Source organism: Gracilimonas qinghaiensis, assembly GCF_046602855.1.
Taxonomy (GTDB): domain Bacteria; phylum Bacteroidota; class Rhodothermia; order Balneolales; family Balneolaceae; genus Gracilimonas.
The window spans coordinates 781,596-801,012 of sequence record NZ_JBKINJ010000002.1 but is presented as its reverse complement, the minus strand read 5'-3'; the positions used below and the strand labels follow the sequence as shown (position 1 = coordinate 801,012).

Sequence of the window (19,417 nt, the reverse complement as noted above, 5' to 3'; positions counted from 1 at the left end):
GATTCCCCAGAATTTTATTTGTATGGGATGTGAGTTCAAATGATTTTGGTGATTTCTGCCAGAATATTCTTCTGGGGTGATAAAATATTGTATGATAAAGATATCGCCAAAAGTACTACTTGGCTATTATAATAAAGTAATATTTACTCCGCTTCGTCAGACTCATCATCATTTTCTGCAGATCGTTTCAATTGATCGATCTCTTTTTTCAATTCAATGATGCGATCTTGTTTTTCCTCAATAGCCTGATCTGCCTTATCAATTTTACCCTGAAGCTCATCTAAAAGGGCATTCCCCCTGTTTGTAGGCTTAAAATAGGTCTTGGCTTCCTCGAACTGGATCATTTCACTTTCGAGCTTTGAAACCTCTTTTTTAAGCTTGTCGCGCTCTTTCTGATACTTGATGATATCTTTTCTGGTATCCGGATCAATTCCCTGGTTGGCAAGTTTTTTCTCCATTCCGAGATCAGAACCGAGTGCCCTATATCGATCATAGATCACATCACAGGCTTCGCGGTACTGCTTCCAGATCTTGTTCTTCATTTTGATGGGTACATACCCAATATCTTTGAATTCTTGCTGCAGTTCTTTGGCTTCCTGAACCGCAAGTGCCGGATCCTCATGCTTGCCCAAATCCCTTAGCTTCTCAAGGATCTCTTCCTTCTTTGCAAGATTTTCCTTTTGATCCTTTCTCTGACCTTTGAAAGCTTCACGGCGCCGGTCGTAAAACTCATCCATTGCCCCTTTGAATTGTTTCCAGATCTTGGAAGACTTCTTCCGCGGAACCGGACCTATCTTTTTCCACTGCCCCATCAGACTTTGCATGGTCTGATGACCTTTATCAAAATCGTCCGTTTCTTTAACTTCCTTAGCCTTTTCAATCAGCTTATACTTCTTCTCCAGATTTTCCTCTTCCTGCTCTTTTAACAAGTCCAGATTATCTGATTTCACTTCATTGAACTTATCTGTGGCTGCCTTGAACTTATCCCACATTTCGTTCTCATCTTTCTGCGGAAGATTACCGGCTTTTTTCCAGGCCCTGTGCAGCTTATTAACTTTTCGGGCAGCTTTGGCAATATTCTCCTGATCTACCAGTGCCTCAGCTTCTTTTACCAGCTTCTTCTTCCTCTCGAGAGCTTTTTCTATAACTTCCCGGTATGTTTTATCAACTTTGAACCGGATATCGTTGAATGTATCCTGAACCTTGTTAAAACGATCCCACAATGGTTGATTTTTCTCTGAAGGAACCCTCCCTACTTTTCTCCACTGAGAGATCAATTTGTTGAATTCGTCCTCGAGCTCTTCAAAATCTGGATCTTCGTCCTCAAGCTTTTTAACCAAAGCATCCATCTTGTCCAAAAGCAGAAGTTTTAAATCTAAATTCTCTTCCTCTTTCTGTAGCTTCTTGACGAGGCGGTCAACTTTATGGTCTTCAAATTCACCCATCAATTCTTTAAAGCGCTGATCTAACGCCTCAGCCTCTCCTTGTGGCAGAAGCTTGATAGACTCCCACTGACCTTTGATCTTGCTTACTTCCTTGGTGGCTGTCCAGTTTTCTTCATTAACTATATCGGATAATGATTTCAGCAGCTCTTTTTTTCTGCCAAGATTTTCTTCTTTTTTGCGATTCAGTTCTTCGTAGTGTACCCTCTTTTTCTCCTCAAAATTATCACGAATCTCTTCAAACTCGCTGATCAGGGTTCTGACTTCTTCGTTGTCTGAATCCGGTCCTTCCGTAATTTTTTGTGCCAGATTAGCTAATTCTGTTGTCACGTACGGCCAGTCGGTTTGCGCAGCAAGTTCTTTTGCCTTATCAACGATCTCTGAGTAAAACTCTTCAGCAGATACCTCATCTTCTTCAGAAGGCTCACTATCTAAGGCTTCCTCAGCGTCTTCTCCTGCTTCAGATTCAGTTTCCTCAATTTCCTCAGCTGGCTCAGATTTTTTCACCTCTTCAGTTGCATCCACTTCATCTACAGATTCTGCCTCCACGGTATTCTCTTCTTCAGATATAGCAGTGGCTGCCTCATCAGACTCCGGCTTCTGCTCTTCTGCTCCAGCTTTTTCAGTATCTTTAACCTGCTCTATTTCTTCAGCAGTTTTTTCTTCTTTCTTTTCAGATTCGGTATTGTTTTGCTCCAGGTTCTCCACAGTAACCTTCCTTTCCTCGTAGTTCTTTTTGATTTACGGCCCTAAGCCTGCTATTTATTTTAGTTAAGATAATATATCTACCTATTCTTTGGCAATTGAAAGGGAAAACAACCCAAAATTGTTACCGGCTATCCGGATATACCTATCCAAAAATCACAATGCACAAAAAAAGGCGCACTTTCATGCACCTTCTAAATGGATCAAAAACAAGCTGTAAATTATTTTTCCTGAAACATGTGAACATCTCTCTGAGGATATGGGATATCAATACCTGCTTTATCTAATTCCTCTTTGATCTTTTCCATATTATCCCAAAAAAAGCCCCAATATTCACTTGTCTGAGTCCACGCACGTGCAGAAAGATCAAGGGAACTATCACCAAGATTTGTTAATACAACCATTGGTTCCGGTTCTTGTAATGTACGTTCATCTTCATTTAATACTTTAAGAATAACTTCGCGAGCCTTCTTGATATCATCATTGTATCCAATACCGATAGCAAAATCAGCTCTTCTCGTATCTTTTTCTGAATAGTTCTTAACAGGCGAGTTAGCAAGTTGTCCATTTGGAATGACTATTATCTGATTATTCGGAGTATTCAAAACTGTATGCAGGATGTCGATTCTTTCTACAGTTCCTGACTCACTTCCTCTTTCTATAAAATCCCCAACTTTAAATGGTTTGAAAAACAGGATCAAAACTCCTCCTGCAAAGTTTGCAAGGCTACCCTGCAAGGCTAAACCAACAGCTAAACCGGCGGCACCCAATACGGCTATAAAGGAGGTCATTTCAATACCCAGCATGCCGAGTGCTGTAATGTACACCATCACTTTTAACAGGATGGAAACCAAGCTCTTTAAAAAAGATTTTAGTGCTGTATCTACACTGCTTTTATCAAGGCCTTTTCCTACTCCCCTGACTATTAATTTTACGATCCAAAGACCAACAACAAGTGTGGCGATCGCGGCAAGGAGTTTTGGACCATAAGTGGTCACAATATTAATTAGATCATCTGACGAAATATTAAAATTTTCCACTGACTGTATACCCTTGTTAGTTAATTGGTTATTTGATTTAATATGAGCAAAATTTCTAACTATTTCTCATAAAAAAAGGGAGGCTATTGCCCCCCTGATTTAGCAAATAATTGAGTTCTTAGAGTTCTGCCAACTCTTTCTTTATTTCATCTTTTGTCTTACCCAACTTTTTCTGTAATCGACCGATAAGTTCATCTTCTTTACCTTCGGTAAATGTCAGGTCATCGTCCGTCAATTCAGAATACTTTTGCTTTAATTTTCCTTTTAATTCATTCCAATTTCCTTTAATTGTCAGATCATTCATAATGTGACTCCGATATTTAGACAGTTCTGATTTTTAGTGTTTTAAAAAAAGTTAATGGCCATTCAGGAAGTCTTTAACAAGAACTTCCAAAATAGCCACCAACTCGGGATGGTTCTATTCTTCTAAATGACTTCTCAGCATCCATGCTGTCTTGGAATGGACAGTCAATCGCTCCGTTAGCAGATCGATAGTTGCTTCATCCTCAGCATTATTTGCCGGCTCCAAGGCCTCACGTGCGGTTCGGATAACCTGTTCATTTGCTGTTGTCAGGCGACGGACCATTTCTAAGGCTTTGGGGCGATCGGTATCTTCTTCAATTGAGGTTAGCTCATTAAATTCTTTAAACGTTCCCGGTGCTCTGAAACCCAAAGCCCTGATGCGTTCTGCAATAACATCAATGGCCTCAGCAAGCTCGGTATATTGTTCTTCAAACTGCTCATGCAACTGATGAAATAATTCACCCGTTACGTTCCAATGATAGTTATGTGTTTTCAAATAAAGCAGATAGGAGTCAGCCAATACTTTGGATAACCCTTTCGCGATCTTTTCTCTGTGTTCTTCAGAAATCCCGATGTTTATTTTCATAGTCTCAATTTCGCTTGGTGCCTCAGTACTCATAATATCTGTATTTTTCTTTAATATTCACTTACCAAAACACACACCACTGTAAATAATTCCAATACTTAAGTAGTTATTACAATTGATTTATGATTGTGAATATAGAGAGTTTCAATAAAAAAAAGCCTCGTGCTTTATAAAACACGAGGCTTCGATTTTTTTGGCAGAGTCTGTTACTCTTCTACTCCATAAACCTCTTTTAGAATACCTTTGGCATTGGCATCACCATCTTGCATTACGCGATGTTGTAAATTAGTAATGATTTCCTGCTCAGCTCTTTCGTAAGCTAATTCTTTAGCATTTTTATCCGTATTGGTTCGGACAAGCTCATAAATATCATCAGCACGAACTACACTGTAGATCTTATCATCATTAAAAGCATGGGATCTTAGTTCTTCAAATTCTTTGAATACCCGCGGAAAGTCTTCGCTGTCTTCAGCACGGGTTATCACTTCAACGTGCTCAGGTCCTTCCGCACTTAAAGGGGTTTTGCAGAGATAAAAAAAGTTTTGTTGGTATTGCATCTGCTGTTTATTTGATAATTGAATTTTTTAGCTTCGTCAATATAACAAATAGTGTGCAAAATGTGCCATTCTAGGTCACAGGTTTTAGACGTGAGGTATTAGGTGTTAGTGGCGACGCCTAACACCTAATACCTAATAACTTGCCCCTATTTTCTTTAAAACTTTAGGGATCATCATCCATTTGATCTGGCAAGTACCCGGCGTGACATCTATCCAAGAATTCGCAAAACATTCGAGGCAAACCAATGCTGCTGTTGGCATACGCACAGCGATCTTGTGTTCTGAGCCGGCAAGCATACCTGCCGTATTTTCCATTATCGGATTATGACCAACCAGCATAATGCGCTCATGATCATCCGAAGCAGCCTGTATTTGTTCAATGTAATCTTTCATAGAACCATAGTATAGATCCTCATTCCATTGAATATTATCTGGCTTTATCTGAGCGGCCTCTGCAAACAATCTTACAGTTTGCACAGCCCTTTTAGCCGTTGAACTATAAATGGCCGCCGGATTGTAATTAATGTTATTTACAAACTGCCCCATTATAGGGGCGTCATTTAACCCACGCTCAGCTAAAGGCCGTTCAAAGTCTTTCTGCCCGGCGCTATCCCAGCTGGATTTTGCGTGTCTCATTAATAAAAGCTGCTTCATAATCGGCTTAATCTTCTGTTTCCAGTTCAACCATTTTTACCTTCCGGGCATATTTACCGGCTACAATACTGCCATCTGAGGATTTTGCCATAACCTTTACCAGTTCGATCCCGAAAAAGATGATAATACCAGAATAGTAAACCCACAACATCAAAATTATTATTGAAGATGAAGCCCCACTGAGTTGTGTAAGAGAACTGTTACCGATCACCAAGCCTACCAGAAATTTCCCAAACACAAGCAAGAGAGCCGTTACCAGGCTTCCCCAAACCAATGATGACCGTGGAACTTTAGCATCCGGCAATAAATAATACACCACCATAACAGCGATCAGTATCATAAAAAATGAAAATAGATTACTTGCAGCACCTACTAATATTACCTGATCCGACAATCCCCCAACCGGCAACACATTAAGAAGTGCCGTCATTGTGGAATCTATTACTAATGAAAAGATCATAGCAGCCCCCAAAAGCAAGATCATGCCGAAAGCCATAACCCGGTCTCTAATCAATTTAAAAACAGCTGCATCCTGATTTGGTTTGACTCGATAGATCTGATTAAATGAATACTGCAGCTGTACCAAGATACTTGTTGACGATATCATCAAAAAAATAATGCTTAGGATCAGAAAAAAAACACTTTCAGTATTTGTCTGAATAGTCTCAACCAGTGCCATTACTCCCTTTGTGCTTTCTTCTCCCAAATAAGTGGTTAAATAATTTCTTAATTCTGCCATTGCGCTCTCAGTACCGAAAAAGATACCGACCACATAAACTGCTATTACCACGATCGGAGCCAATGAAAACAGGGTATAAAAAGCGGTTGAGGCACTATATTGAAAACAATTATCTTTTATAAAAGAGTCAACGGCCGTATAAAAAGTCCGCCAGATCTTCATTACATAGTTGCTCATCACTATCCTGTTTGTCTGTTGAAAATTCGGCTTGGTGCATATAATGTCAGAATCAAACCTCTTGCCACCATAAATGCCGTCATCGCCATCCATAACGCATGAACACCGGCAAATGATTCACTTATGTAATAAACCGGCACAAACACGAGAATGGTTGCTACCAGCATCGAATTTCTCATCGCAGCCGTTGCCGTTGCCCCAATGTAAACACCATCCCAAATAAAACATACACTGTTAACAAGAGGTGCCACGATCAGCCATATCACTACGGTCATAGCTACCGCAATTACATTTTCCTTATCTGTAAATAATGAAAGTATTTCAGCATCAAATACGGCATAACCAATAGTTCCCATTAACCCCAGACCCAACCCCCAGAGCATATTGGCCTTGACCGCCAGCTTTAGACTCTCATCGTCATTAGCTCCTTTAAACCGCCCTACCAAACTCTCCGCCGCATAGGCAAACCCGTCTGTTCCATACGAACTGATATACCACATTTGTAATAAAATTGTGTTGGCTGCCAAAACTACATCCCCCATTTCGGCAGACTTTGCTGTAAAAAAAGCATAAGAAAATATCAGGCACAGGGTGCGGATCACAATATCACTGTTGACTGAAAAGAACTTTTTAAGCTCTGAGGTTTCAATCAGTTCATTCCATCTGATATTAAGCTTAACCCCGCCGTATTTCTTTTTATAAAGTATAATGGCAAGAGCCAATGCCAGGAAACTTGCAATCAAACTTCCTGTTGCCACACCATCTACCGTCATGTTGAACCGGAACACAAAAATCAGATTCAAAATGATATTTACAATATTTAAGAAAATAGTCACTATCATTGGATAGGTAGAATTTTGCATTCCCAAAAACCAGCCATTCAATCCAAATAAGGCAAGTGTAGCCGGAGCTGCAAAGATTCGAATATGATAATACAGCCGGGTATATTCTTCTACCTCTGGAGAAGCATCAATGATAGCCAAAGAAATATCAATAAGCGGGTATTGCAATATCAGGATCAACAAACTGCTGACAGCAGCCACTAACAAAACCCTCATTAGTATGATTTTTGTTTTTCTGTTATTTCCCGCTCCATAGGCTTGTGCCACCATTCCTGTGGTTCCCATTCTCAAAAAACCAAAGCCCCAAAAAATAAAATCAAATATTATACTGCCTACTGCAATGGCTCCCAAATAGTAAACGTGCTCAAGACGACCCACAACAGCTGTATCCACAGCTCCCAGTAGCGGTACCGACAGATTACTTATAATATTAGGAATAGCCAGTCTAAGTATTTGCCGGTTCAATGAAAGTAGTTTTTAATTTTAATGTTAAAAGGCTAAAATAAGAGCATTCAAAGAATAATAAATTCATATTTTTTGAATGTTCTGTAAAGTTGCATATCTATGGGTGTGCATGTATTTTCTTTCTCCAAAAATTCTTAGGAATAAAACTTAATTATCTAACTTATTTGCCTTTCACATGAAACTTGAAACGCGTAACTCGATCCTGACTATTGTACTTGGAATAATAATTCTTGGGCTTACCTATTGGTTGTATGATTCCCTAGTTACCCCATATGAAGAGGTAAGAGAGCGACAAGCTATGACCGAAAAAGTTCGTCAGCGCTTAGTTGACACAAAAGATGCCTTGATTCAGTATGAGTCAGTTCATGAAACTTTCCCCCCATCTGAAGGCGGATTGGACAGTTTGGTCCAATTCCTTAAAACGGATTCAATGATGATCGCGATGGGTGATTCTCTGTTTGGTTCTACTTTCGATGTGTTCAATCCTGATTCTTTGGTGTACTCACCTCGGCCTCCGCATCCAAAATTTGAGTACGCACTGAATGATACGCTACGCCCACAGATCTACTTATTGACGGATCCTGGCTCTGACGACGCCATTGGGAGCCTTGAACGTACAACTATGCGTAATGCTCCAAACTGGAATTAATGGGTGACCTACCTGCAAATCTAGGTGTTTGTTTTTTTTCTGATCGCTTGTTCTATTCTATAAACGATCCGAATAAAGACAAGCACCTTTTTCGTATTGGCTCGTTTGACTTCAATTTCAATGTTATCGATGCCATTACCCAACAGCAGGATCCCAACTTTTCCCACGTTCTATCGACCTTTGAACAATTCAAGGCTGACTTCAACATAAAATCAGTGCGTGCGCTCACCAATCCGTCCCACGAATGCTGGACGGTATTCCCCAAAGTAGTTTATGATAATGCGGATGAACGCGAAGACCACCTTTCAATTCTGATGAAAGGCGTTGATCGGGAGGTCATAGAGCCAACATGGCATTCACTTCACAACAACGAGTACAAATTTCTTTCCGTACGCAGAAGAAACCTAATGGAAGGTTTTGACAAGCTGACCAAACAAGTTGCAACCACCGATTTCAGCAGTGATTTTGAAATGGCACAGCAGTGGTCGGGTTTTGCCAAACCCGGTGGTTCCTTCCTGATGATAGGCTGCCATAAAAATGTCATCTCTATCACATCCTATCTGTTGGGAAAGTTTAGAGCAGCTACCTATATATCTTTTGATCAGCCCGAAGACCTACCGTATCACTGGCTTCAATATGCTAAAAATTCAAGCTGGCTCAGAGGGTTACATGAAACTATTTATCTGTTCGGCACCGACACCCATGATGTTGAACAGGCCCTACAAGGTTTTTGGGATAATTCTGCCGAGATCGTCAAGCTAAACTCACTCGAGACCATCGGTGTTAATGCTGAAGAGGAGACTTACGGCTTTGACCTCACCGCTGCTTTTCCTGCTATTCTACTCAGCCTCGATTTTTGATTTGAGATGTTTAATGCTCAGTTATTAGTGTTAAATTACGGGTATAGTTCATTTGGTACCTATAACTTAAAATAAACTCTCCGCCATGCGGATCATTACAGGAAAATTAAAAGGGCGTAAATTTACCATCCCAAAAGGGCTCGACGTACGTCCAACCACAGACAGAACCAAGGAAAGTATCTTCAATCTGATCGAAGCCAGGGTTTTCATGGAGGGCACGATCATTTTAGATCTGTTTTCAGGCTCCGGAAACCTGGGATTTGAAGCCATCTCGCGAGGTGCAAAACATGTAACTGCTGTAGATCGGGACTCTCAGAACGTTAAGCAGATTGAGAAGACCGCCAAAGAATTTGGTATTGAAAAACAGATGCGCATCGTTTGCTCTGATGTTCAGAAATTCCTGGACGGTATGGCTACTCCTCACCATTTTATTTTTTGCGACCCTCCCTACGACTATCCATTTATGGACGAGATAATCGATCAAATACTTTCTGACAACTGGCTAACCGATGAAGGGTGGCTAATGCTTGAACATGATAAATACAAAGACTTCAAGGATCATCCTAATTGCACCTTCTCTAAAGCCTATGGTCGTACTATTGTTAGCATCTTTCAAAAGCATCCGGTAGATTCAGAATAAAAATCAGACCATGAAAACCATTGCCCTGTATCCCGGCTCTTTTGATCCTATCACAAACGGTCACCTGGACATTCTTAAGCGAGCAACTAAATTGTTCGAGGAAGTTATTGTCACAGTTGCTGTAAATAATAAAAAAGATGCTGTATTCAGTGGAAAAGAACGAGTTGAGCTTATCAAAACCTGTATTGATGATAAGGAATGGTCAAAAAATGTCACTGTTAATCAGTTCACAGGACTATTGGTTGATCATGCTCAAAAGATGAATGCCGATACCCTCGTCAGAGGTGTACGACAGATCTCAGATTTCGAATATGAATTTCGTATGGCGCTGACCAACAAACGGCTCGCTCCTGAAGTAGATACTGTTTTTCTGATGCCTGATGAAGAATTCACATTTATTTCAGCCTCCATAGTCAAAGAAGTAGCTTATTGGGATGGAGATCTAAGCTCTTTTGTGCCTGAGATTGTTGCCGAAGCACTCAAAAACAAGTTCAGGGAAAAGGAAAAATTGTAGAATAAGTCATACGCTGACTATTAAAACTGATTACCTTATATCATTATATATAAAACATAGCCTTAATACCCAGTTAAAAAGATGATTTCAAAACGTGCACAACAACTACAACCCTCTGCAACCCTCAAGGTCACCGGCAGAGCCAAGGAATTAAAAAGACAGGGTAAGTCCATTGTGTCGCTTAGCGCCGGCGAGCCGGATTTTAAAACTCCGAAGCATATTTGTGACGCTGCTATAAAAGCGATCAATGACGGCTTTCATGGCTACACCATGAATCCCGGTACTCCGGAATTACGTGAAGCCATTTGCAATAAATTAAAAAGAGACAACGATCTGGATTACGATGCTTCACAGATCATCTGTTCAAACGGTGCCAAGCAATCTATTGGGTTTAGTATTCTGGCATTGGTCGACCCGGGTGACGAGGTGATCATTCCGGCTCCTTACTGGGTTTCCTACCCCGAAATGGTGCGGTTGGCTGAAGGAACATCCGTACCTGTTAGAACTTCATTTGAAAACAATTTCAAACTGACCCCTAAGCAACTTGAAGAAGCCATTACTGATAAAACCAAGGCTCTTATCCTGTGCTCGCCATCCAATCCAACAGGAGCCCAATACACCGCTGAAGAGCTGAAAGATTTGGCAGAGGTACTAAAAAATTATCCTCAAGTCTACATCATTTCTGATGAAATCTATGAGTATATCGTTTTTGAAGGTGAGCATGTCAGTATTTTAAATGTTGCACCTGAACTCAAAGACAGAGTCATTCTCATCAATGGATTTTCAAAAGGATTTGCTATGACCGGCTGGAGATTGGGCTATTTGGCTGCCAATGATGAGATCACTGGAGCCGTTTCAAAGATCCAGAGTCAAGAAACATCAGCGCCCTCCTCTATTTCACAAAAAGCAGGAGAAGCAGCTTACAAAGGTGATCTTGATGAAGTTATTGCCATGCGCGAACAATTTAAAGAACGCCGGGATTACCTTGTTGAAGCATTGAATGCCATTGAAGGTGTCAGTTGTTTTACGCCTGGTGGAGCTTTTTACGTGTTTCCGGATATCTCACACTACATAGGCTCATCAACTCCTAAGGACACAAAAATCGAATCTTCAACCGACATGTGCCTCTATTTGCTGGATGAGTTTGGATTAGCCCTTGTTCCCGGTGATGCCTTCGGCGAACCCAATGGAATCCGACTGAGTTATGCAGCATCTATGGATGACCTGAAAGAAGCCATCAACCGATTGAAAAAAGGTTTAGCAAGTTTGACTTAAATGATGAAAATGGTACAAAATTTGTTTAAGCCATTTAAAATTCATCATTAACTAATTTACAATATTCACCATGCCTACTTACGAATATAAAAGAGAAGACGGATCCACCTTTGAGATCATGCAGAAAATGAGCGAACCTGCTCTCACAACCTGTCCAACTACCGGTCAAAAAGTGAGAAGGATTATTTCAGGTGGCGGAGGTGTCGTTTACAAAGGCGATGGATGGTATGTTACCGACTATAAAGATGGCGGACGTAAATCAGCTTCTACTCCTCCCGCTGATACTACTGATAATGTCAGCTCTGAGACCAAAGCTGAAGCTCCAAAAACAGATGCCGTAAAGGAAAAGAAATCATAAGTCGTTAATGGTTAATCGTTATTCGTATCTTATTTCCATTATACGAATCACGATTAACGAATAAACCATTAACCAGATGGAACACAGTAAAGCATATCAGGAAGCCTTAGATCAGTTTGTACTTCTTTGGGGTGAAATGGCATCAGCCTGGGGCATCAACAAGACCATGTCCCAGATTCACGCCTTACTCTATGCCGAGTCTCAGCCCCTGGATACAGACTCCATCATGGAAACACTCGACATCAGTCGCGGTAATGCCAATATGAATTTGAGGCGACTGGTTGACTGGGAGCTGATCCACAAAACAGGCTATCCCGGTGACCGAAAGGATTATTATTCTGCCGAAACGGATGTCTGGAAGATCGTTTCAACCATTATACGGGAGCGTCAGCAACGAGAGATCGCTCCAATTCGTGAAAACTTAGTTAAGTGTGTTGAAACCCTTGAATCGGGCGGTTTAGAGGATCAGGAGAGCAAGGAGTTTAAGGTTCGCATTGAAAACTATATGGAATTCCTTGAGATGTTCGAACGATTCACCGATGCCCTTTTGCCCTACATCAATAAGAAGAATCTTGGCTTCCTGAAACAGCTTGTGAAACTCGTGGAGGTCAAAGAGTCTCTGGCGGGAAAGAAAAAAAACGATGACCGATAAATCTCGCCGGGAGATCGGAAATAGCGGTGAAGATCTGGCTTGTACATTTCTGAAATCTAAAGGCTGGCAAATACTGGATCGAAATTATTTTTTTGATCGTGCTGAAGTTGATGTCATAGCTCAGGATGGTCTTGTTATTGTATTTTTAGAGGTGAAACTCAGATCATCCACTAAATTCGGACAGCCTTTTGAATACGTAACGGAAAACAAAGTCAAAAATGTATTTAAAGCTGCTGAAGCGTGGATCCGGGAAAATGATATGCATGATTCGCCTGTGAGATTCGATATAATTGGTATCGTAAAGAAAAAAAATAAAGCACCGGAATTTAATCATATTGAGGATGCTTATAGGTAGATATAGGCACAAGGTGTTAGGTTCAAGGGGCAAGTGTTTTTTACTGAATTCCTTGCACCTTGCACCTTGCACCTTGCACCTAACATTATTAATTACCGCATTTAAAATTAAAATATGCCTTTTACTAACGACGAAATTGCTTCCAAACTCCGTGAAGTTTCACAATTGATGCAGCTTGCCGGCGAGAATCGCTTCAAGGTCATCGCATTTGACAGAGCAGCACAATCCATTGAAGGATTACAGGGAAGAATCGATGATTACATTCAGAACAAAACCCTTACGGATATAAAGGGAGTAGGTAAATCCATTGCTGAGGATATCTATGCCCTTGAAGAAACCGGAAAGATGCCTGTTTTCGAAGCCTTTAAGGAAAAGGTTCCGGAAGACCTCGTTGATTGGCTTAATATTTCAGGACTGGGCCCGAAGAATGCCTACAAGATCCACAATGAACTGGACATCAGTACGATTGAAGAATTAAAGGAAAGACTGAAAGACGGATCGGTTGCTTCTCTTTCAGGATTGGGTAAGAAATCGGCAGAGAAGATCATGAAGTCCATTGAGTGGATGGAAAAATTCAATGAGCGTTGCAGACTGGACGAAGCCAAAGAGATCTCTACCCCAATATTTGAAAGCCTGAAAGACCTTGAAGGTGTGCAGCAGATCGAAGTAGCCGGTTCATACCGCAGAGGACTTGAGACAATTGGAGATATAGACATTCTGATAGCTGCCGAAAAAGAATACATTGAAGATCTTTTCGATGTATTTACCAACCATGAACGCGTTACTGAAATATTGGGACGCGGTGATACCAAGAGTTCAGTAAGAACCAAAGAAGGCCGGCAGGTTGATCTTAGGATCGTATCAAACAAGGAGTTTCCGGCTGCACTCATGTACTTTACCGGAAGCAAAGAGCATAATGTAGTGATGAGGCAACGCGCCCGTGAACGCGGCATGGGATTAAATGAATATGGCCTCTTCAAACTGAATAATGAAGGCGAGACTGATTTTGATTCGCCTATTGCGTTCAATAGTGAAGCAGATATTTATAAAAAACTGGATCTCCATTTTGTGCCACCTGAACTCCGGGAAGACCGTGGAGAATTTGATATCTACGAAAAACAGAACACTCTGGAACTAATCACAGACGATGATATTCGTGGAGTCATTCATGCTCACAGTACTTACAGTGACGGTAAATATTCGATCCGGGAGATGGCTGAGGCTTGCATGGTTCGTGGTTATGAATACCTCGGATTAACTGACCATTCCAAAACGGCAGCCTATGCAGGCGGACTTTCTTTTGATAAGATCAAAAAACAGTGGGATGAGATCGACCAGCTGAACGAAGAATTCAGAGAAGCCGGAAAAGATTTCGTCATATTCAAAGGGATCGAATCTGATATCCTTACAGACGGTTCTCTCGATTATGAAGATGAGGTCTTGGATGGATTCGATTTTGTTGTTGCCAGCGTGCACCAATCCCTTAACATGCCTCGTGAACAGATGATGCAACGCATGCGGAATGCTATAAAGAACCCATATACAAGAATCCTTGGACACCCAACAGGTCGCCTGCTTTTAAAACGAAACGGCAGCGATCTTGACCTCAATGAACTCGTTGCATTAGCCGCTGAACACAACACGGCAATTGAGATCAACGCAAATCCTCACCGACTGGATATCGACTGGAGATTTGGAAATATAGCCCGGGAGACGGGCATGATGACGTCAATCAATCCTGATGCTCATACTATCGAGGGTATTGATGACATTGAATTCGGAGTTCGGATTGCCCGAAAGGGAAAATATGGAAAAGACCGTGTATTAAATGCAAAAAGTGCTGATGAAGTGATGGATTTTTTTAAGGCAAGGTAGGTCCCTTCAAATTTGGTTCATTATGCATGGTATCGAAAATTAGCTACCTTTGGCCTGAATTTTAACCTCTAATTATTTCGAAGTGATCATCGACAAAACCCAATTCTCGGAAGTTGATATCGTAAAACTTGTCAAAGGTACTGTAGTCCCAAGACCCATTGCATGGATATCATCTGTTGGAAAAAGCGGGATCCCAAATCTTGCTCCTTATAGTTTTTTCAATGTCATTTCCACTAATCCAATAATGTTCATGATCGCCAGTGGCCCGGCTGAAAACGTTGGAAAAACAGGTGATAAAGACACGCTTGCCAACATCAGGGAATGTGGTGATTTTGTGATCAATATGACTTCAGCTTCACTTGCCGATAAGATGCACCATTGCAGCATTGTCTACCCTAAGGATGTCAGTGAATTTGAAGAAGCCGGCCTGACCGTAGCTGAAAGTAAAATTGTGACTGCTCCGCGGGTCGCTGAGGCTCCCATCAGTATGGAATGCATTCTTCGGGAGGTTCTTGAATTTGGTAATTTTAATCAGATAATCGCTGAACTCGTTTGCTACCACATCAATGATGAAGTGTACATGGAAAACGATAAGGTGAATTACCAGAAATATGACCCAATCGGAAGAATGGCGGCAAACTACACACACGTTCGCGACCTTTTCTTTCCGGGCGATGTTTCCTCAATTTAGAGTCCTATTTCCAATTTTGCGATCCGGGTACCTTTCCCGTTTCACTTCATTACCAAGACTGTCATATTCTACCCAATCACCCGACTGACGACCATTTACATACTCACCGATCACTTTGAGATGGCCGTTTGCATGCCATTCTTTAACTATCCCATGAAATCCAACACCTGCTTTAAAAGGAAAATACCGGCGCATAGTACCGGCACTGTCAAAATGGATACTTGCTGAATCCCTTCTTACAGTATAACGCTCGAGCTGGCCTTCTCTGTCGTAGTAACTATGCATTGTATCCATGATGATCTCCTTGATACCTTGAGAACCGGAGTAATAATAATACATCTCATCCTTGTTGGCAGATGCCATAAGATTCCCGGTCGAATTCCATAATGACATTGTCTTTTCAATGAAATTTTGATCCATTGCCAAAGTACGGTTTGGGTACCAATATCTTAATCTGAATATCTTGCCCTCATCAAATTCGGCCTGGATATTGTATCTATGCCGATGAAAAGTTCTGATATAGCCTGAGTATGGATCCCCCGATCTTCTATGAACTAAATTTAAGCTTGTATCCCGGATCATATAATGGCGTGCCCCATTCGTATTTCCACTTGTGATGAATTCTCTAGGTGAAACAACATTCCCATTTTCATCCCTGAATTCCAGATTTTCATATCCGTTCAGAAAATAGTGGCTCCTTCCATTTGACTGCTCCGCACAAGAAGAGACTATAAAAAAGAGCATTAGATAGACAATACTTCGGAAAATTAAAGCCATCAATCTTTATTGTATTCAATCGTATTCCCCAGTAAATATCCATAAGGTTTAAGTTCAGGAATCTGGTCAAATATCACCTTAAGGATACCGATCAAGGGCACGAAAAGGATCATACCTGAGATGCCCCATAATTGCCCGCCAACGATAAGTGCCAGCATAGCAACAAATGGATTTATAGAGACTTTTGAACCTACGATGTTTGGCGTTATAAAATTACCTTCCAGAAACTGAACCGTTGAAAAGACAGCGATCACCAGTAATGGGGCGATTAGAGAGTCTGTCAGTAACAAAGCAAATAAAAGTGGCGGCAAAGCTCCTATAATTATACCGATATAAGGTATGATAGCAAGCAGAGAAGCAAACACGCCAAAGAAAAGGGCATGTTCAAGGCCAATTATGAATAACCCAATGGTATTCAAAAGAGCCAAAATTCCTATCACTGTCAGCATTCCGCCCAAATAATTTTGAGTCACTTCCTGAATGCGGTCCAGTAAATTATTTACATGAGTATAATCTCCTTTTTTTGCAGCAAATAATTTCTGAAAGAAGACCCGATACATATCCTGATAATACAACATGAAGAAAACAAATATAGGCAACAGTCCTAAAACCGTAAACATGTTGGTTGTTGCACCCACTACAGAACTCACAAGATTGCCACTCTGATCAATCAGGTTATTGATACCCTGCTCAATATATTTACTCTGTTCCTCCTGAGAAATTCCTACTTGCTCCTCAAGAAAACCTATAGCCTGCCCAGATACTGTTTTCAACTTTTCTGTTACTTCAGGAACGCGCTCAGCAAATTGAGTGAACTGTACTGATATCAGAAATAGGATACCGGCTAAAACAACGATGACAACGATCATTGTCAAAAGGATGCTTAAAGCCTTACCAACCTTAAGTTTCTCAAACAACTTAACAAGCGGGTTCAAAAGCATCGCCAGGAAAGCAGAAAATGCCACCGGCATTAAAATGAATTTTGCTGAAGTAAGTAAAGTGATCAGCAGGCTCAGACCAATTAAAATTATCGTCGTTTTAAACCAAAAGGGATAGTTTTCTTGCGAAGAAAGGGGATGGTGCATTAACTTTTTAGGCATGTAATTTGATTACTTTTTACGGCTGCTGATATTTCAATAAAATTAATATAACTTTTAAAACGTTTTTTGACCATGAGGGTGAAATTCTTGTACTCTCAATAAACCTATATGTTACTTATAATTACCCAATTTCATGAAGATTAACTTAAAGATAAATTATTTCCTTTGTACATAGCACATACTCTCCGTTAATGTTAACTATTTCTGTTTCCTGATGAGCATATTTAGATTCACAATAAAAGACTTGATCCAGCTTTCAGGCATGTTTCAGTTATTAACTGCTTCGGTTCATCATTAATTTAAATCATATTTAATACACTATGCATATTGATCACATTGGTATTGCTGTCAAAGATATCAAATCAGCAACTGAAACCTACTCCAGGATCCTGAACAGTAAACCAACCAAAACGGAAGTGGTTGAAAGTGAAAAGGTAGAAACCGTCTTCTTTCAAACCGGGGAATCTAAAGTTGAGCTACTTGGCCCCATAAATGATGATTCCGTGATTGCAAAGTATGTGGCTAAAAAAGGGGAAGGACTGCATCACGTCGCCTTTGAAGTGGAAGATATCCACGCAGAACTCGACCGCCTCAGAAAAGAAGGGTTCACCGTATTGAATGAACAACCCAAGGATGGGGCCGACAACAAACTGGTGGCTTTTGTGCATCCTAAAGACAACAACGGGGTTTTGGTAGAGCTGTGCCAAAGTAAAAAAGAATCCTAGATTATACATTAATTAGAATTGAAGACAGGCCACAAAGGGCGTATCTTTATAGCAATGATCGGGGCGTGGCTCAGCTAGGTAGAGCGCTCGGCTGGGGGTCGAGAGGTCGCTGGTTCAAATCCAGTCGCCCCGACATTGATAAGGGATGTCAGTATTATACTGACATCCCTTTTTTAATTGTAACAAATTTCTCTCAGGGAACTTTATGTATAGGTTCAGGTAAAAATGATCAGACACACATAAGACCGTACCATTATGTATATCATTGATAACAAACGACAGATCGAACGCATTAACAGCATGGTTCCACTTCGCAAGAACCTTGAAACGTTCGAAGTATATTATCATGACCCCTCTACCGGTGAAATGTGGAAGAGTTTTTTTCCCAAGGGCTATCAAAAACATAAAGGTCCAAAGTTACTGCGCCCTGAACCTCTCCCTAAAAGTCTGGAACTGCAGCTTGAAATTTGCCTTAATAGTACTGACAACTCTGACGCTATTGGGCTTGGTATTGAATGTTCAGTAAAACCGGAAAAATGGGACACCATTCTCGACCTTTTGGATAAAAACAGAAGTAACTATCTCCGCTCTCATCTGACAACTTTTATCAATCATCTGGGTGTATTAGATCCCGAAAACGCTTTAAAAGATGTTGAATTAAATCCGGACGAAGCCGGACTCTCACCTGAAAAACTGATCCAATTGAAAAAGCGTGCAAGAATGATCAAGATCAAACGATTTCTACGCATCTGATCAGCAATATTTGGGTTTTTCTAATAATTGGCTCACCACAAAGGCTTAACCTTATTTTCTAATAAGTGTAAAAATCACCCCTGAACCCTCCATTTAGGGCATTTTTGGTCATCAAGGGAGAGGTTTACTACCCTTCATAACATTAAGATTTTTTAATATTAAGAATAATTAATAAATTGCAGGTGAAATAAAACAAGAGATTCAATGAAAACACTAATTCTCTCCATACTGATCTGTTTAGTTTCCGGATCTATTCTCCAAACTAATGCACAGGTAACCGCCGTAATGCAAGCCCGGGTAGAAGTAATTAGCGGTGCAAGTTTTACTACTTTGAGCGAACACCTCATCGACTTCACTTCTGTTAATGCTTTTGAAGATTTTGAAGCCGGTGCATTTACTCTCGTTACTACACCCGGTTCTGACGTCAATGTTCATATTCAAAACACCGATCAGATAACAAACGGGAATGGTGAAACGCTTGATTTTGAAGAATTAGCCGCGGATCAGACAATTTCTGATAATGGTGAGCATCAGATATCCATTAATGGTACAGTAAGTGACCTACAGCAACTAAGCGGTCACTATCAGGGCGCCATCACTGCAGTGGTTGAATATTATTGATTTGGAAAGATTTAGAAACTAACGGCCAGCTAAATAGCCTCAAATAGGCTTTTCCTGCCCTC

The 19,417-nt window shown here is 40.7% G+C and carries 23 protein-coding genes and 1 tRNA gene; 14 read left to right on the top strand and 10 right to left on the bottom strand.

The features are described from left to right. Window positions 1-143: 143 nt before the first annotated feature. The 8 genes from ACKGJO_RS13475 to ACKGJO_RS13440 form a co-directional block, all read right to left on the bottom strand. Window positions 144-2,150 (bottom strand): DUF349 domain-containing protein, encoded by a 2,007-nt coding sequence (locus tag ACKGJO_RS13475; protein ID WP_411323965.1) that lies wholly within the window; start codon window positions 2,148-2,150, stop codon window positions 144-146. A gap of 218 nt (window positions 2,151-2,368) precedes the next feature. Continuing rightward, window positions 2,369-3,187, bottom strand: coding sequence for a mechanosensitive ion channel family protein (locus ACKGJO_RS13470; RefSeq protein WP_411323964.1), 819 nt, complete (start codon window positions 3,185-3,187; stop codon window positions 2,369-2,371). Window positions 3,188-3,305: 118 nt separating this feature from the next. Then, on the bottom strand, window positions 3,306-3,491 hold the full coding sequence (locus ACKGJO_RS13465; RefSeq protein ID WP_411323963.1) for a CsbD family protein: 186 nt from the start codon (window positions 3,489-3,491) through the stop codon (window positions 3,306-3,308). Between the two features lie 114 nt (window positions 3,492-3,605). Then, the gene (locus tag ACKGJO_RS13460; protein ID WP_411323962.1) at window positions 3,606-4,109 is read right to left on the bottom strand and encodes a Dps family protein; all 504 of its coding nucleotides are present in this window, start codon (window positions 4,107-4,109) and stop codon (window positions 3,606-3,608) included. A 173-nt stretch (window positions 4,110-4,282) separates the two neighbouring features. Beyond that, complete coding sequence (locus ACKGJO_RS13455) at window positions 4,283-4,633, bottom strand: hypothetical protein (RefSeq protein ID WP_411323961.1); 351 nt, start codon at window positions 4,631-4,633, stop codon at window positions 4,283-4,285. A gap of 132 nt (window positions 4,634-4,765) precedes the next feature. Then, window positions 4,766-5,269: a SixA phosphatase family protein gene (locus ACKGJO_RS13450; protein ID WP_411323960.1), complete on the bottom strand. Its 504-nt coding sequence runs from the start codon at window positions 5,267-5,269 to the stop codon at window positions 4,766-4,768. Window positions 5,270-5,294: 25 nt separating this feature from the next. Continuing rightward, entirely contained in the window at window positions 5,295-6,203 is a 909-nt protein-coding gene (locus tag ACKGJO_RS13445; protein WP_411323959.1) for a YihY/virulence factor BrkB family protein, read from the bottom strand. Window positions 6,204-6,205: 2 nt separating this feature from the next. Beyond that, window positions 6,206-7,510, bottom strand: a complete 1,305-nt coding sequence (locus ACKGJO_RS13440; protein WP_411323958.1) for an MATE family efflux transporter — start codon at window positions 7,508-7,510, stop codon at window positions 6,206-6,208. A 175-nt stretch (window positions 7,511-7,685) separates the two neighbouring features. Between ACKGJO_RS13440 and ACKGJO_RS13435 the strand changes: the two genes are divergently transcribed. From ACKGJO_RS13435 to ACKGJO_RS13390, 10 genes are all read left to right on the top strand, one after another. Next, window positions 7,686-8,159: a hypothetical protein gene (locus ACKGJO_RS13435; RefSeq protein ID WP_411323957.1), complete on the top strand. Its 474-nt coding sequence runs from the start codon at window positions 7,686-7,688 to the stop codon at window positions 8,157-8,159. Beyond that, entirely contained in the window at window positions 8,159-9,019 is an 861-nt protein-coding gene (locus tag ACKGJO_RS13430; protein ID WP_411323956.1) for a hypothetical protein, read from the top strand. The genes ACKGJO_RS13435 and ACKGJO_RS13430 overlap by 1 nt, the downstream gene beginning before the upstream one ends. A gap of 85 nt (window positions 9,020-9,104) precedes the next feature. Further along, the gene (rsmD, locus tag ACKGJO_RS13425) at window positions 9,105-9,659 is read left to right on the top strand and encodes a 16S rRNA (guanine(966)-N(2))-methyltransferase RsmD (RefSeq protein ID WP_411323955.1); all 555 of its coding nucleotides are present in this window, start codon (window positions 9,105-9,107) and stop codon (window positions 9,657-9,659) included. Window positions 9,660-9,669: 10 nt separating this feature from the next. Further along, window positions 9,670-10,173, top strand: coding sequence for a pantetheine-phosphate adenylyltransferase (gene coaD / locus ACKGJO_RS13420; protein ID WP_411323954.1), 504 nt, complete (start codon window positions 9,670-9,672; stop codon window positions 10,171-10,173). Between the two features lie 81 nt (window positions 10,174-10,254). Then, entirely contained in the window at window positions 10,255-11,448 is a 1,194-nt protein-coding gene (locus ACKGJO_RS13415) for a pyridoxal phosphate-dependent aminotransferase (protein ID WP_411323953.1), read from the top strand. A 70-nt stretch (window positions 11,449-11,518) separates the two neighbouring features. Next, window positions 11,519-11,806: an FmdB family zinc ribbon protein gene (locus ACKGJO_RS13410; protein ID WP_411323952.1), complete on the top strand. Its 288-nt coding sequence runs from the start codon at window positions 11,519-11,521 to the stop codon at window positions 11,804-11,806. A 76-nt stretch (window positions 11,807-11,882) separates the two neighbouring features. Then, on the top strand, window positions 11,883-12,458 hold the full coding sequence (locus ACKGJO_RS13405) for a GbsR/MarR family transcriptional regulator (protein ID WP_411323951.1): 576 nt from the start codon (window positions 11,883-11,885) through the stop codon (window positions 12,456-12,458). Continuing rightward, the gene (locus ACKGJO_RS13400; RefSeq protein WP_411323950.1) at window positions 12,448-12,813 is read left to right on the top strand and encodes a YraN family protein; all 366 of its coding nucleotides are present in this window, start codon (window positions 12,448-12,450) and stop codon (window positions 12,811-12,813) included. Before ACKGJO_RS13405 ends, ACKGJO_RS13400 begins: the two co-directional genes overlap by 11 nt. A gap of 114 nt (window positions 12,814-12,927) precedes the next feature. Further along, window positions 12,928-14,688, top strand: coding sequence for a DNA polymerase/3'-5' exonuclease PolX (polX, locus tag ACKGJO_RS13395; RefSeq protein ID WP_411323949.1), 1,761 nt, complete (start codon window positions 12,928-12,930; stop codon window positions 14,686-14,688). Between the two features lie 82 nt (window positions 14,689-14,770). After that, entirely contained in the window at window positions 14,771-15,379 is a 609-nt protein-coding gene (locus ACKGJO_RS13390; protein ID WP_411323948.1) for a flavin reductase family protein, read from the top strand. Here the strand turns inward: ACKGJO_RS13390 and ACKGJO_RS13385 are convergent. Further along, window positions 15,371-16,156 (bottom strand): toxin-antitoxin system YwqK family antitoxin, encoded by a 786-nt coding sequence (locus ACKGJO_RS13385; protein WP_411323947.1) that lies wholly within the window; start codon window positions 16,154-16,156, stop codon window positions 15,371-15,373. The genes ACKGJO_RS13390 and ACKGJO_RS13385 overlap by 9 nt on opposite strands. Continuing rightward, entirely contained in the window at window positions 16,156-17,256 is a 1,101-nt protein-coding gene (locus tag ACKGJO_RS13380; protein WP_411323946.1) for an AI-2E family transporter, read from the bottom strand. Before ACKGJO_RS13380 ends, ACKGJO_RS13385 begins: the two co-directional genes overlap by 1 nt. A gap of 320 nt (window positions 17,257-17,576) precedes the next feature. Between ACKGJO_RS13380 and mce the strand changes: the two genes are divergently transcribed. From mce to ACKGJO_RS13360, 4 genes are all read left to right on the top strand, one after another. Continuing rightward, a complete protein-coding gene (gene mce / locus ACKGJO_RS13375; protein ID WP_411323945.1) occupies window positions 17,577-17,981 on the top strand; it encodes a methylmalonyl-CoA epimerase in 405 nt (134 codons plus the stop codon). Window positions 17,982-18,040: 59 nt separating this feature from the next. After that, a tRNA-Pro gene (locus tag ACKGJO_RS13370) sits at window positions 18,041-18,114 on the top strand. A gap of 122 nt (window positions 18,115-18,236) precedes the next feature. Continuing rightward, window positions 18,237-18,734, top strand: coding sequence for a hypothetical protein (locus ACKGJO_RS13365; protein WP_411323944.1), 498 nt, complete (start codon window positions 18,237-18,239; stop codon window positions 18,732-18,734). Between the two features lie 204 nt (window positions 18,735-18,938). Next, window positions 18,939-19,355 (top strand): hypothetical protein, encoded by a 417-nt coding sequence (locus ACKGJO_RS13360; protein ID WP_411323943.1) that lies wholly within the window; start codon window positions 18,939-18,941, stop codon window positions 19,353-19,355. Window positions 19,356-19,417 lie beyond the last annotated feature (62 nt).